Source organism: 'Catharanthus roseus' aster yellows phytoplasma (genome assembly GCF_004214875.1).
Lineage (GTDB): Bacteria > Bacillota_I > Bacilli_A > Acholeplasmatales > Acholeplasmataceae > Phytoplasma > Phytoplasma asteris.
Window position 1 is genome coordinate 183,135 of record NZ_CP035949.1, and the last position, 14,466, is coordinate 197,600.

General features: G+C 26.9%; 11 protein-coding genes, 1 pseudogene and 1 riboswitch. Of the genes and pseudogenes, 9 read left to right on the forward strand and 3 right to left on the reverse strand.

The window, feature by feature from the left end:
* The first annotated feature begins 1,079 nt into the window (after positions 1–1,079).
* Positions 1,080–1,250: riboswitch (Lysine riboswitch) on the forward strand.
* Positions 1,251–1,302: 52 nt separating this feature from the next.
* Positions 1,303–3,027, forward strand: coding sequence for an ABC transporter permease subunit (locus EXT02_RS00835; protein WP_130427493.1), 1,725 nt, complete (start codon positions 1,303–1,305; stop codon positions 3,025–3,027).
* Positions 3,028–3,135: 108 nt separating this feature from the next.
* Here EXT02_RS00835 and EXT02_RS00840 read toward each other — a convergent pair whose 3' ends face one another.
* Positions 3,136–3,606, reverse strand: a complete 471-nt coding sequence (locus EXT02_RS00840) for a hypothetical protein (RefSeq protein WP_130427495.1) — start codon at positions 3,604–3,606, stop codon at positions 3,136–3,138.
* Between the two features lie 599 nt (positions 3,607–4,205).
* On the opposite strand from EXT02_RS00840, the gene rpsD reads away from it, so the two are divergent.
* The 8 genes from rpsD to tsaD all read left to right on the forward strand — a co-directional run bounded on the left by rpsD (position 4,206) and on the right by tsaD (position 13,662).
* Positions 4,206–4,802: a 30S ribosomal protein S4 gene (gene rpsD, locus EXT02_RS00845; RefSeq protein WP_130427497.1), complete on the forward strand. Its 597-nt coding sequence runs from the start codon at positions 4,206–4,208 to the stop codon at positions 4,800–4,802.
* Between the two features lie 357 nt (positions 4,803–5,159).
* A complete protein-coding gene (mgtA, locus tag EXT02_RS00850; protein ID WP_165383237.1) occupies positions 5,160–7,829 on the forward strand; it encodes a magnesium-translocating P-type ATPase in 2,670 nt (889 codons plus the stop codon).
* A gap of 175 nt (positions 7,830–8,004) precedes the next feature.
* Positions 8,005–8,796, forward strand: coding sequence for a diadenylate cyclase (locus EXT02_RS00855; RefSeq protein WP_130427501.1), 792 nt, complete (start codon positions 8,005–8,007; stop codon positions 8,794–8,796).
* Between the two features lie 128 nt (positions 8,797–8,924).
* On the forward strand, positions 8,925–9,791 hold the full coding sequence (locus tag EXT02_RS00860; protein ID WP_071345725.1) for a DegV family protein: 867 nt from the start codon (positions 8,925–8,927) through the stop codon (positions 9,789–9,791).
* A 217-nt stretch (positions 9,792–10,008) separates the two neighbouring features.
* Positions 10,009–10,608, forward strand: coding sequence for a hypothetical protein (locus tag EXT02_RS00865; RefSeq protein WP_130427503.1), 600 nt, complete (start codon positions 10,009–10,011; stop codon positions 10,606–10,608).
* A gap of 370 nt (positions 10,609–10,978) precedes the next feature.
* Positions 10,979–11,875, forward strand: a complete 897-nt coding sequence (gene folP, locus EXT02_RS00870) for a dihydropteroate synthase (protein WP_130427505.1) — start codon at positions 10,979–10,981, stop codon at positions 11,873–11,875.
* A 197-nt stretch (positions 11,876–12,072) separates the two neighbouring features.
* Positions 12,073–12,588 carry a 2-amino-4-hydroxy-6-hydroxymethyldihydropteridine diphosphokinase gene (gene folK, locus EXT02_RS00875; protein ID WP_071345728.1) on the forward strand — a complete coding sequence of 172 codons (516 nt, stop codon included), beginning with the start codon at positions 12,073–12,075 and terminating at the stop codon, positions 12,586–12,588.
* A gap of 87 nt (positions 12,589–12,675) precedes the next feature.
* Positions 12,676–13,662: a tRNA (adenosine(37)-N6)-threonylcarbamoyltransferase complex transferase subunit TsaD gene (tsaD, locus tag EXT02_RS00880; protein WP_130427507.1), complete on the forward strand. Its 987-nt coding sequence runs from the start codon at positions 12,676–12,678 to the stop codon at positions 13,660–13,662.
* Positions 13,663–13,732: 70 nt separating this feature from the next.
* On the opposite strand, the pseudogene EXT02_RS03140 reads toward tsaD, so the two are convergent.
* Together EXT02_RS03140 and EXT02_RS03145 are read right to left on the reverse strand one after the other, a co-directional pair.
* Positions 13,733–14,065, reverse strand: a pseudogene (locus EXT02_RS03140) (hypothetical protein); the annotation flags it as partial.
* Positions 14,066–14,078: 13 nt separating this feature from the next.
* The gene (locus tag EXT02_RS03145) at positions 14,079–14,459 is read right to left on the reverse strand and encodes a hypothetical protein (protein ID WP_130427511.1); all 381 of its coding nucleotides are present in this window, start codon (positions 14,457–14,459) and stop codon (positions 14,079–14,081) included.
* Positions 14,460–14,466 lie beyond the last annotated feature (7 nt).

Sequence of the window (14,466 nt, forward strand, 5' to 3'; positions counted from 1 at the left end):
AAAATTATTTATATCGTGGTTTTGGTGGTGTTTTTTTATTAGTTCCAACCAAATAACCGATAAGAAATCAAAGAATACCGCCTAATAAAAAAGTAACTATTAAAGGCAATAAAATGCTTTTGCTATTCATTTCGCAACTATATCCCCATTTGTAAAAAAAGGACAATAAAGAAAACTGCTAAAGCTACTAAAAATACAATTAATCCTGTCATCATTCCTGATGAAGCATCAAACATTCCTTAGTTATACATTTTAAACCTCCATTTGTTTTTTTAAGATAAAATTTTTACTAAAAAAACAACAGCAAAAAGTGCTTTTTGTGAAAAAAATTGATTTTTTTGAACTTTTTTATGCAAAAATGGAACAAAATGAATAAATTTAAATAGTTATATGATAAATTTGTAAAGTGATATATAAGTTTATTAAGATTATGAAAATATTTATAATGGAATTCCAAATTTAGTTTATGTTATTCCTTAATTTGGATATTTTGTAAAAATGTGTTAAAATAGGATTAGTGTAAATTGTTGTAAATCGCATTTTAATTATTTTTCCATAAGTCACAAAGCAATCAAGTCCTTAATTTTCCTTGTGTTTTTGCTTTATGTTTCTTTTGTTTCTTTTGACCTTGGCATGTCGCAAAACTGTTTTATTTGTAAAAGTTTTAGTATAGTAAGTTTTATTATAGTAAAAAAACAAAGGAAAAGAACAAAATATGAAAAACATGAAAACTAAAAACAATAAAAATAATAATACTAGCATAATGGAGCACATCCAAAAGAATTATAAACAAAACATAATCAAAATATCAATATAGAAGATATTAAAGATGAAAATATTACCTTTATTAAAATAGATAAAATCTTAAAAGATGGTGTTTTTGATATTAAATATGAAATTGAATTTGCTAAAAGTGATTATGAAAAAATTACAATTGCAGATGAAATGAAAATAGAAACTACATCATCTTAAAATATTAAGTTGTCTAAATAAATGAAACAGTTTAAAAAATTATGTTATAATTTACTATATAATAAATTTTTATTATATGTTTCGATTACTAAATAAAATTTTATATAAAATCAAAAAGAGGTAGCGGTGTAAAAGAGTATTATGTGAAGAAGGCATTCTGTGAAGCATAAGAAAGGTAACCATCGCCGAATAATAATTATGGCAATAATTTATTATGAGATTATAGAAAATATCTATAATATTCTTGCTGTTTTAACAGTAAAGGCGCTTTAATCAAGTCTCTCTCAAACCTTCTTTTAAGAAGGTTTTTTTTATAGGAAGGAAAATCATTTGCTAACGTTATCTTTTTCAAGAATTAAGAATTATTTTAAAGCTAAATATCTTTTTTTAACAATTTTAACTATTATTGTATCTTTTTTATTATATGATGATTTTTATCCTCAAAATACTAAAAACAAAGATGAAAATACTTTAGTTGTAGGAATGGAATGCAATTATAAACCTTATAATTATCTTTCTAATAATAAAGATAAAAAAGACTTGCATCCTTTAACAATAAATGGTAAAGAAAGTGATATTTTAGTTGCTGGATATGATGTTTTAGTAGCTAAAGAATTAGTTGATTATTTAAATGCAAAGTATGATAAAAAAATTAAATTAGTAATTAAAAAAATAGATTTTGATAGTTTAATTCCTGCTTGTCAAAATGGAGATATTGATTTAATTATTTCAGGGATGAGTAAAACAAAAGAAAGACAAGACCAAATTGATTTTACTGATAATTCTTATTATGATGAAGATCAATTTTATGTTATTGTTATAAATAAAAATAATCCTAATAAGGGTGAATTTATAGTTAATGACAAAATTCAATTACCTGGAAAAATGTTATATCAACGAGGAACTTTTTACGAACAAATAGCAAAAACATTAAAAGGAAATGAAGTAGAAGGAATTGACAATTTTGATGTTCAAGCTCAAAAAGTTCAAACAGATTCCAAATATTTTTATTTAGCTGATGTAACTGTTGCCCAAAAACATTTACAAACTCATAATAATTTAGATAAAATAGAAATAAAAAAAGAAATAATTTTAGATAATAAAATAAAACAAGATGAAGAAATAAAACAAGCTCAAATCATCGAAAAAGATAAAGAAACAGCTTTATATAAAGAAATAAAACAAGCCGCTGGAATGCTTGCTATTGGATTTCAAAAACAAAAAGACATTAACAAAGAATTTATTAACAACAAACAAATTACCAAAGAAGACATTGAAGATTTTTTAACAAAAGAACTTACCTCAGATAAAAGAAAAGAATTCATGTATAAACAAACCTCAGAAAAAGATACATTAAATATATGGTCTATTTTTAAAAATAACTTTTCTCTTTATAAAAGAGGGATTTTAACAACTCTTAAATTTGGGATTTATGGAACTTTTGGAGGATTTGTCTTATCTTTATTGTTAGTTCTTTTCCAATTGTTAAATATTACCAAAAAGAAAAGTCATTTTTTAATTTATTATTTGCATCAAATAGGATGTAGAATTATTAATTTTTATATATGGATTATTAAAAGTACTCCTATGTTAGTGCAAGCTTTTGTGAGTTATTTTTTCTTAAAAGAGTTTACTTTTTTCCAAAATGCTACTTGGTATACTCCAATGTTTGCTGCTTATATGGTAATTATTTTAAATACTATGGGCTATATTTCAGAAATTATTACTAAAAATATTTCCTTTTTGGATAAAGGACAAATTGAGGCTTCCTTGTCTTTGGGAATGACACATACTCAAACAATGCGCTATATTGTTTTGCCCCAAGCTATTAAAAGATCACAAACTCCTATTTTAAATGAGTTTATTATTAATTTAAAAGATTGTGTTGTTTTTAGTATGTTAGGTGGAATTATTGATATTGCTTGTGCTTCTAATGCTTTGTATAGTAGTGTTGCAAGCCCTAAACCTTATTATATTTCTTCTATTATTTATTTGATTATTGTAGGAACTGTTATTTTCTTTTTGAAAAAAATGGAAAAAGTAAGACAAGTTTAAACTATATAATATAAGATATTTAGTTATAATTTATTTGTTATTATTAAAAGGCTAACTTTCAAAAAGTTAGCCTTCATTATTGATTGAAATTTAAGATATGATAAATGATTATTTAAATAATTGTTTTTGATATAATTTCATAAATTTATTAATAATTGTTTTGTTTAATAAATATCTAATGATAACAGCCCAAACAACAGATATTATTATTAAAGATAAATAATAAAAAAAATCAGATATATTTGTAAACCATTTTATATTTTTAGGTATAAATACAAAAAGCCAAAGTAAAATGATATAAAATATAGAATTAATTATAGCTTCTCCAATTATTTCCAATTTATCAAAATTGAATAATAAAGTCTTTTTTAAAATTTGATTAATATCTTTTGGCAAAACACCTATTATTTGTAATTTTTTTATTTCTTCTTTTTTTAAAGGATAATAGCGTTTATGTTCAAACATTTCTACAGCTACATATATCCTAAAAGCCAACAAACCTATAACAAAATAGCAAGCCACAAACAAACATTTAAAAAGTAATTCTTGCCTTAACATAAGTAATCCAAATAAAAACAATGCAATAATAGAAAAAAATACAGAAATAAAATGTGTTCTATATCCTCTTATATAATTATTATATTGTGCCTTCTAATAAAGGTTCATCATAAACATTAAATATTCCCAAGATAAATTATTTATTGATGTATTATGATTTTATTCTTTTTGTATTGATAGTTAGTTGCTATTTGCTATTTGTTTATTTACCTAATAATAAATTGTTAAAAGAAAAAATATTATTAGAAGAACAATTAGAATCAAAACAAAATATAAAAAATAATTCATTAACTGCAAAATAATAAAACATCATTTATAATTACAACCTCAAACTATTTACTTAGTTTGGGGTTTTTATATCCAAATAACTAACTATAAATAAAAAACATCTTCCAAATTAACTAAAATTAAAAGAAAATCACTAAAACACTTGACTATTTCATCTTTTTTTTATAAAATATTAGTGATGGTAAAACAGATGTAGCTAAAATAATTAAACCAATCCCTTGCCTTTTAGAGGCTTTTCTAAGTAATTCTTTGCTGTTTAAGAAAGAAAAGAAAGCAGGTGATTATTAATTATTTGGCTACACAAACTTACCTTAAAAAAGGAGAGTTTATAAATGTCACGTTATACAGGTTCACTTTGGAAAGTTTCAAGACGCCTTAATTATTCGGTTTCAGAAACTGGAAAAGAATTACGCAAAAGAGCTTATGGTCCAGGACAACACGGTCAAAAAAAAGTTAAATTAAGTGATTATGGGCTTCAATTGCAAGAAAAACAAAAATTACGTTTTACTTACGGCGTATCAGAAAAGCAATTTCGCAAAACTTTTGATAATGCAAGCAAACTAAAAGGGATTCATGGTGAAATGTTTTTAGTACTATTAGAATCTCGTCTTGATAATGTAGTTTATCGTTTAGGATTTGCCAAAACAAGAGCTCAAGCAAGACAATTAGCTAATCACGGTCATATTTTAGTAGATGGAAAAAAAGTAGATATTGCTTCTTATCGTTTAAAACCAGGGCAAACAGTTACTTTAAGAGAAAAATCTAAAAATCTAAATATTGTCCAAGAAGCTTTAAATAGTAAGTTTGTTCGCGCAGATTATGTTTCTTTAGATAAAGAATTAGTGGGTAAATATGTAAGATACCCTCAAAGAAACGAATTTTTACCAGATATTAACGAACAATTAATAGTTGAATATTATAATAGATAACCTAAACGCCCTTTAATAGGGTGTTTTTTGTGTATTTGGAATATATAAAATAGTAGTTAATTAGTTGTCATTGTATAATAAAAAACAACCAAAACTAATTTATTTATTAATAATCCATAATTAAGATAACTAATTACATAAAATAATAATTATAAAACAAATATAATAGTATATATAAACTAACACAACCCCCCCACCCAAAAAACTACCAAAAAAACTTATTGTCTATAATAAACATAGCCTTTTATATTATAATATTAACATTTTACCCTAATTATCAATTATTAAAGTTTCAGTTTTTAATTGTTTTTGATTAACTTTTAACTTTTAAAAATCTCAAAAAAGGAATTGATTAATATGAAAAAAGTAAATTTAAAACGCCAAGAAACAATTGATTTTTTAAAAACTATGAGTCAAAAATCCCAAGAACAAACTCTACAAACCCTTAATTCTTCTTTGCAAGGATTAGATCAAAATCAAGTAATGTTGCATCAAAGTTTGTATGGTAAAAATATTTTATCTCAAGAAATCAAAACCATTTTTACTAAACAATTACTCCAAATTGCAATTACTCCTTTTAATATTGTTTTATTAATTTTAACTCTTATTTCTTTGGTTAATGATGTTCTTACTCCCAGTCCAGAAAATAGAAGTTATGCTACTATTATAACTACTATTTTAATGTTTTTGGGTTCTGTCATTGTCCAATTTAGTCAAGAAAGTAAACATTTAAAAATTACTTCTCAATTAAAAACTTTGGTACAAAATACAACTGCAGTTAAACGAAATAATTCTAAATTGGAAATCGCTTTAGAAGAAGTAGTAAGAGGAGATATTGTTATTCTTTCGGCAGGAGATATTATTCCAGCTGATATTAAATTATTAGAAACTAAAGATTTTTTTGTAAAAACTACTACTTTTACTGGTGAATCAGAACCAGTAGAAAAAATGGCGTGTGCTTTTTTACAAAGTGAAACTATTTTAGACGATCCTAAATTAGTTTTAGCAGGTTCAACTGTTATTTCTGGTTATGCTACAGGTATTGTTTTAGTCACCGGAAAAGATACTTATTTAGGTAATATCAGCCAGGAAATTACTAAAAAAAAATCCCTTTCACACTTAGATCAAAGTATTAATACCATTGCTAAATTACTTATGATATGTATTTGTTTAATGGCGCCTTTAGTATTTTTATTCAACTTTAAAAAACCTCAAAATACTTTATTACAATCATTTCTTTTTGCTCTTACTATTGCCTTTGGACTTACTCCTAAAATGCTTCCCCTAATTGTTGCTACTTCTTTTTCTAAAGGAATTGTTGCTTTATCCAAGCGCAAAGTAATTGTTAAAAACCTAAATGCTATTTCTAGTTTTGGAGCAATGAATATTTTATTTACTGACAAAACAGGAACCCTTACCGAAGACCAAATCTTTTTGGAAAATTTCTTAGACCTTAATGGCAACGAAGATATCCGTGTTTTGCGTCATGCCTATCTGAATAGTTTTTTTCAAACAGGGCTTAAAAGTTTAATTGATAAAGCCATTATTACCAAAACAAATAATGCCCAAACTCTACATCCTTCTTTACAAGGAATCACCGAGCAATTTACCAAAATTGATGAAATTCCTTTTGATTTTAAAAGAAGAAAAATGAGTGTAGTAATACAAGATGTTTCCCAAAAACAACAAATGATTACTAAAGGAGCAATTGAAGAAATACTTGCTATTTGTGATCATGTAGAACTTGAAGGCAAAGTTGTTCCTTTAAGTGACCAAAGCAAACAAATAGTCCTGCAACAAACCATAACTTATAATCAAAAAGGTTATCGCGTAGTTGGAGTAGCCCAAAAACTTATCTCAAATCCCAAACAACAACCCTGTTTTACTCCTGGACAAATTGAAGAAAAATCAATGGTTCTAATCGGATTGCTTACTTTTTTAGACCCTATTAAAGAAAGTTCAACCCAAACTATTGCCTCTTTGCAACAAAAAGGTATTATTGTTAAAGTCCTTACAGGAGACAACGATATTCTTACCAAAGCTATTGCCCAAAAATTAAATATTCAAACAACTTATTGTCTTCAAGGAAGTATCATCGATAATTTAAGTGATGATGCTCTTTACGAAGCTTCTCAAAAAACTAATCTTTTTACTAAATTATCCCCCGAACAAAAAGCAAGAATTGTATCTGTTTTTAAACAAAAAGGCAATATCGTTGCTTTTATGGGTGACGGAATTAACGATGCTTATGCTATGAAACAAGCTAATTTAGGTATTTGTGTTGATAGTGGTGCTGAAATTACTAAAGAAATTGCAGATATTATTTTGTTAGAAAAACAACTTATCGTTTTAGAACAAGGAGTTGTAGAAGGAAGAAAAACCTATACTAACGCCCTTAAATACATTAAATTTACTCTATCTTCTAATTTTGCCAATTCCCTCAGTATTTTGCTTGCTAGTTTATGTCTTAATTTTCAACCTATGATAGTTTTACAAGTTTTATTTTTAGACCTTATCTATGATTTGATTTGTTTTGCTATTCCTTTTGATAATGTTGATGATATTTATTTACAAAAACCACGCAAATGGGATTTTGCAAGTATTAAAAGTTTTATGTTATGGTTTGGTTTTTTTTCTTTCTTATTGGATGTGGCTTTTTTAAGTGGAATGAAATTTATTTTAAAAAACTTATCCCAAAGTCCACAATTATTTCAAACTAGTTGGTTTATTTTTTCAATGTGGTCACAAACATTAACCCTTTTCTTACTGCGAACTGACAAAATTATTGCTAAAAACAATCAAAAAAACCTTCCTTCTTTCCTTATTATGGCATGTTGTTGTTTAGGTTTGGTAATTACTACTTTCCTTCCTTTAATGCCTATTGTAAGTCAAGCCCTTAATTTAGATAAATCAATTTTTGAAAAACCTACAATTTTTTCCTTTTTGTTATTTTTAGTAGTTATTTATTCATTAGTTATGATATGGGCTAAAAAAATCTTTATTCAAAAACACAAAAAATTATTATAAATTGTATTAACTAATTTCGTTATTTTATCATTGTATTATTTTATTATTTCAAAATAAAATGGTTTGCTTTGGTTTTTTGCTTGCTAAAAATTAATTATAAATTGATTGTTTTGCTTTCTAATATCGCCCCTTTTTTCGCCTCCCAAATTTTGCAATTTATCAATCATAATCATTTTTGAAAGGAATTTCTATGTTTGGCACTTCTCCTTTATGGACAGTTTTTTTGTTTTTGTGTATCTTTATTGTTTTTCATTTTTTCTTACGCAAATATCAAGTTTTAAATATGGTATTTTTATTTTTGCTGTTATTTTCCCTTGTTTATGGTTTGAAAAGCTACCATGATACTTTTGTTGAACCTATTTTTAAAAGATATCTTAGTTTAGATATTTCTGAAAACATTTATGATTGTTTATTAAATTTTATTCTAACTAGTATCATCATCATCAAAGCTCCTTATTTAAGAGTTGCTTTTAATAATTGGTCTAAGCATTGGAACATCAAACGAAAAAACTTTTTTATGGGTGGAGATAATACCCAAAAAGAAATTATTAAAGCTACTTTAGAACTTGCTTCTCGTAAAATAGGAGCCTTAATTACGATTGAAAAAAATAATACTTTGGAACAATACGCCCAAAAAGCTATCTTAATTGATGGTAATGTTTCTAAAGAATTGTTATTAAACATCTTTGCTCTCAACACACCTTTACACGATGGAGCAGTTATTATTAGAGGAGATAAAATTTTGTGCGCTAGTGCCTATTTTACCTTGTCTTCATCAACTGATTCCTTAGACAAAAAAACTGGTTCGCGTCACCGTGCAGCTTTAGGGATTAGCGAAACTACAGATAGTATGACAATTGTTGTCTCTGAGGAAACAGGAAATATTTCTATTGCTTTAGAAGGGATGATGTTTCAAACTAATGAACAAGAAAAACTTAAAGAATATTTAGCTATTTTTATGAATTAATTAAAATAAAAATTCTTCAAAATACAAAATAAATAAAATACAACCCCATTTTATAAAATAAAACAATCTCAACTAACCTCAACCCCCAAACCAAATATACCAATCAAAGACGAAAAGGAAACAAATAAATGAATAAACGAAAATTAGGCATTGTAGTTGATTCTACTTGCGGGAATACTTATGGCAAAAACTTTTTTGAAGATATTTCAGTAGTGCCTTTAACATTAATTGTTGGAGAAACTAGCTATATGGATGGTGCCATTGACAATACCACTTTACTAAATTTTATTGAAAACAAACAAAAAGTAACTACCAGCCAACCCAATCCAGAGCTTTTTATTAAAGCTTTCAAGGAACAATTTGACTTAGGATATAAACACGTTATTTGTTTAACTTTATCCAGTAAACTAAGTGGTACTCATAATAGTGCTCTTTTAGCTAAAAAAATGCTTAACAATCCTAATATTACTGTTATTGATACTCAAAATATTGGTCCTGGAGTTTATTTTTTCTTACAAAGAATCAATGATTGGCTTACTCAAAACCCTGATGTTTGCCCTCAAACAATCACTGATAAAATCAATGAAGAAAAACTAAAAGGATTTTTGTTATGCACTGTTAATAATTTAAAAATATTAGCTTATAATGGACGTATCTCCAAATTTAGATTTTTAATTGGCAATCTTTTGAAAATACATCCTATTTTAAAATTTCAACAAGGAGTGTTATCAATTGAAAAAAAAGTAAGAAACTTAAAAAACTGTTTTAATTATTGTCTTAAAAAAATATTAGAACACAAAACTGCAAATAATAAACTTGATATTCAAGTTATTTATGTAGATGATGACAAAGATGCCAAAGAACTTTTAGCACAAATCACAAACTTAGCTAACCCCCAAATTAAAGCTACTCTTTATGGTGCTATTTCTCCTGTAGTAGCAGCTCATATTGGCTATAAAGGATTTGGATTTTATCTTAACGAAATTACAGATTAACTTATAATGGAATGCATTATTTTTAATCCCTTATTTTGTTTAAAGTTTTAGAACAGTCAAAACTTTTTATCCTAAAAACTTTTAAAACCCACCTTTAAAAAACACTTAAACAATATTTTTGATTATCTTTTTGGCTATTTTAAGATACAATAAAATTGTAGCTATATTTTAGTTACATTATATTTTTATATCCTTGATGTTAGAAAGAACCAAATAAGTGTCTATATTTTACCAAAGAAAAAAACTTTTTTTCAAAATACTTTTGGTTTTAGTATTAATTTTTTTTATTACAACCATCGCTTATGCTATAGAAGATTGGCATAAATTAAAAAAGGATAGCAATTTTGGATTAAAAATTGCTGCTCCTGCAGAATTGTCAGTTTCCCAACCCGCAGATCTTCACGACACCAATAAAAAATTTTTAGTTCCTGCAGAACATAATTTTTTAATGACAACAGAACAAACAGATAGAGTTATTTTTGAACAAGAAGCTACTCTAAAAACTCAAAATGACAAATTAACTTTTATAAACGGAAAAAATACCAAACTAGATATTAATTATTTTTTTGAAGACCTTGATTTAAACGAACAATTAAAAGATTTTTTTAATGTTCAGATTTTATGGAAATACAAAGAACAACCTCAACAAAGTTTTGTTTCTTATGACAATAAAAATAAACCAGTTATTATTGATCAAAACGGTAATTTAAAAAAAATTATTGTTCAATTTACCATTTATGCTTCTAAAGTTTTTCCTTCTGGATTCCAAACTAAAGAAAAAAAATTACAGATAAAATATAACATACAAAAACCATAATATTGTTTTGCTATTTTTATTATTTGTGATTTGTAAGTAACAACTATTTTTAATTTTAAGCTCCTTTAAAATTTTAAATTACATAAATTGCTTATTTATTTCAATACTTAATTTTCAAATAAGCGAAGACCGTATCAGCACGGTCTTTTCTTTTTTTTCCTTGACATTTATTTTAGAAAAAGATTAATTTGTTATAAAAATATCTATTTTAATAACCCCCTAGCCTTATTATTTTTTTCTAAAATGAATTGATGAAAAAACATTTTTTGTGTTTTTTGGCAACCCTCTTTAATAATAAACATCTTTGGGCAAAATAACTTTATTCCAATTCTTAAAATTATAAAACATAGATATAAAGGTAACCAAGTTTATGATGGGACTTAACAATCAAACAATTAATTTCTATTCCAAACACCCTAAAATATGGAAACTGGCTCACAACCGCCAAATTGAAATTTCTCATAAAGCCTTAATTATGGCAATTATTAATGTTACTCCTGATTCTTTTTCAGATGGGAACCAACATTTTACTACTCAAAAAGCAGTTAATCATGCTCTTCGTTGTCTCAAAGAAGGTTCTGATATCATTGATATTGGAGGCGAATCTACTCGTCCAGGAGCAATCCCAATTACCCCTTTAGAAGAACAAAAACGCATTTTGCCTGTTATTAAAGAATTATCACGTCATCCTAAAGCCATTATTTCTGTTGATACTTATCATTTTCAAACCGCTAAATTAGCCATTAAAGCAGGAGCTCATATTATCAATGATGTTTGTGGCTTGCAACAAAATCCTCAAATGGCACAAACAATTGCCTCATTAAATGCAGGTGTTTGTATTATGCATACAGGCAGAAATCGCAAAAAACTTTCTAATGCCTTGCAAGACCAATTTTATTTTTTAAATCATTCCTTAGAAATTGCCAAACAAGCCCAAATTGCAACAGAGGCAATAGTAATTGACCCTGGGTTTGGTTTTGAAAAAAACATTGATGAAAACTTTGATATTATAAAAGAATTTGAGCAATTAACTAAAATGGAACTACCCATATTGGTAGGTCTTTCACGTAAAAGATTTCTTAAAGCAATAATTCCAACTGAAAGCCTTTTGCAAGTAGAATCATTAGATGCCATTACTGCCACTGCTAATTTTTTGTTAAGAACTAAAGGAGCTTCGATTTTTCGAGTACATAATGTCAAAATGAATAAAAATAGTTTGCTTTTAGCAGATACTTTAATGAAAAAAATACAAATATTGTTATCCTAAATATATTTTAAAATTATCCCTTTTAAAATAATGAAAAACATTAATTCTTGCAACATAAAAAACGCAAATAAAACACATTTTTAAAAAAAAAGAATTTATGACTTGTCAAACTTATCAAATATTTTTCTAAAAACAAATATTTTGCAAAAATTTTTCTATTTTTTATAACTATACCCAAGTAAAGAACGTATAAAACAATGAAACTTAATAACAATGTAGCAGCCATAGGACTTGGTAGTAATCTGGGAGCTAAAAAGAATAATTTACAAACTGCTTTAAAAATGATTAATTTGCATCCTCAATGCGAAGTTTTGAAAGTTTCTCCTTTGTATGAAACTCTTCCTTGGGGAAAAACAGACCAACCTTTATTTTTAAACGCTGCTGCTCTTATCAAAACTTTCCTACCTCCCTTACTTTTTTTAGATTTTTTATTATCTGTAGAAATGAAACTCAAAAGAAAACGACTGGAATTATGGGGACCGCGTACTATTGATTTAGATATTTTGTTTTTGGGTAATCATACTTGTAAAACTCCTAAATTAACTATTCCTCATCCCTATATGTTAGAAAGAATTTTTGTCCTTGCTCCCTTAGCAGATATTTTGCCTAACCAAATAATACAAACCAAAACTATTTTAGAATGGAAAAACCAATTAGATCAAAATGCAGTTAAAATAATTGAAAATAATCAATGGTATCAACCTTCTTTTTAAAAAACCTAACTGTTTCATTTTTAGATAACTTAATTATTTTAAACTATATTTATTAATGTAAAAATAAAATTGTAAAAAGGAAATTATATGAATATTTTATCAATCGAAACTAGTTGTGATGAAACGAGTTGTGCAGTTACTCAAAATGGTAAAAAAGTACTTTCTAATGTAGTTTTTTCCCAAATTAAAGATCATCAAATTTTTGGTGGAGTAGTCCCTGAAATAGCTTCTAGAAAACATATTCAATTTATGACTTTGGTATTACAACAAGCCCTTAAAGAAGCGAACCTTACCCCCCAAGAAATTGATTTAGTAGCAGTTACCCAAGGACCTGGTTTGGTAGGTTCGTTGCTAGTTGGCATTAACGCCGCTAATGTTTTTGCCTACACTTATCAAAAGCCTCTTTTGGGAGTAAATCATTTATTAGGGCATATCTATTCTGCTCAAATTGAACATGAAATTAATTTTCCTGCCTTAGTACTTTTAGTTTCTGGAGGACACACCGATCTTTTTTATCTTACGGACCACCTCCAAATCAAACCTCTTGGCACTACTCTTGATGATGCAGTAGGAGAAGTTTATGATAAAATTGCTAAAAACCTCAATCTGCCTTATCCTGGAGGACCTTTGATTGATCAATTAGCCCAACAAGGAAAAGACACTTATCATTTGGTGCGCCCTTATTTAAAAAATGATAATCTGAATTTTAGTTTTTCAGGACTCAAAAGCACTTTGGTAAATTTAGTGATGAAACAAAACCTAAAAGATATCCACATTCCTGATTTGTGCGCTTCTTTTCAAGCTAGTGTTATTGATGTTTTATATGAAAAAACTAAAAGAGCTTTAAACAAATATCGTGCTAAACAATTAATTGTTACTGGTGGAGTTGCTTCTAATTCTGGTTTAAGACAAAAGTTTATGGCATCTTTTGCTAACTTGGAAGTTATTTTTCCTAGTTTGCAATATTGTACTGATCAAGCTGCTATGATAGGTATTGCAGCGTATTATCAGAAACAAATTACTAAAGCTTCTAAAAAATATGATCTTACAGCAAATCCTAATTTGTTTTTTTGATTTTTGATAATACCTCTTTTTTTATATAATATATAACAAAAAAAGAGTCCCAAAAGGACTCTTTTATTTTTTATTTGGTTGTTGTTATTTTTGGTTTACTTTTTGCTTTGGATTTTGTTGGAGTTTGATTTTTTTCATCTAAAGAATAAACTTCTTTTTGGTTGAGGGTGTCTTTTTCTAATAAAGCTTTGGTTATTTTTTCAACTAATGTTTTATTAGTTATTAAAAGTTCTTTGGATGTTTTATAACATTCATCAACTATTTTTTTAACTTCTTGGTCTACTTGATAACGAGTTTGTTCTGAACAATGTTCAAAATTAATATATCCTAAAGGACTCATTCCAGAATAAGCAACCATCCCAAAAGCAATGCGAGTAACTGATTTTAGATCTGAATAAACTCCATTTGTTCTAGATTTACAAAAAAAGTTCTTCGGATGCTGCTCCCCCTAGAAAGCAAACTATAGTATATTTTAATTTATCTTCGGTTTGACTAAAATATTCTTTATCAGAAGTGTGCCACACATAACCTAGAGCTCCTCCTCTTGGAGTAATTATAATGGTTCTTACTTTGGATTCTGAATGAGGGTGTTTCATTAAAATAACGGCATGCCCTGCTTCGTGATAAGCTGTCATGATTTTTTCTTTTTCTTCAGTTTTGCGTGATTTTTTGGCAGGACCTATACTCACTTTGTCAATGGATTCTTCTAAATCTTTCATATTAACTTCTAATTGTTTATTTTTAGTAGCTAAGATGGTAGCTTCATTTACAATAGCTGCAAGTTCTGCGCCTGACATACCGGGA

What these genes read in the sequence shown, in the direction of transcription:
- rpsD (WP_130427497.1), top strand. Translation starts at nt 4,206, where the DNA reads ATGTCACGTTATACAGGTTCACTTTGGAAAGTTTCAAGACGCCTTAAT.
- mgtA (WP_165383237.1), top strand. Translation starts at nt 5,160, where the DNA reads ATGAAAAAAGTAAATTTAAAACGCCAAGAAACAATTGATTTTTTAAAA.
- EXT02_RS00860 (WP_071345725.1), top strand. Translation starts at nt 8,925, where the DNA reads ATGAATAAACGAAAATTAGGCATTGTAGTTGATTCTACTTGCGGGAAT.
- folP (WP_130427505.1), top strand. Translation starts at nt 10,979, where the DNA reads ATGATGGGACTTAACAATCAAACAATTAATTTCTATTCCAAACACCCT.
- folK (WP_071345728.1), top strand. Translation starts at nt 12,073, where the DNA reads ATGAAACTTAATAACAATGTAGCAGCCATAGGACTTGGTAGTAATCTG.
- tsaD (WP_130427507.1), top strand. Translation starts at nt 12,676, where the DNA reads ATGAATATTTTATCAATCGAAACTAGTTGTGATGAAACGAGTTGTGCA.
- EXT02_RS03145 (WP_130427511.1), bottom strand. Translation starts at nt 14,459, where the DNA reads ATGTCAGGCGCAGAACTTGCAGCTATTGTAAATGAAGCTACCATCTTA.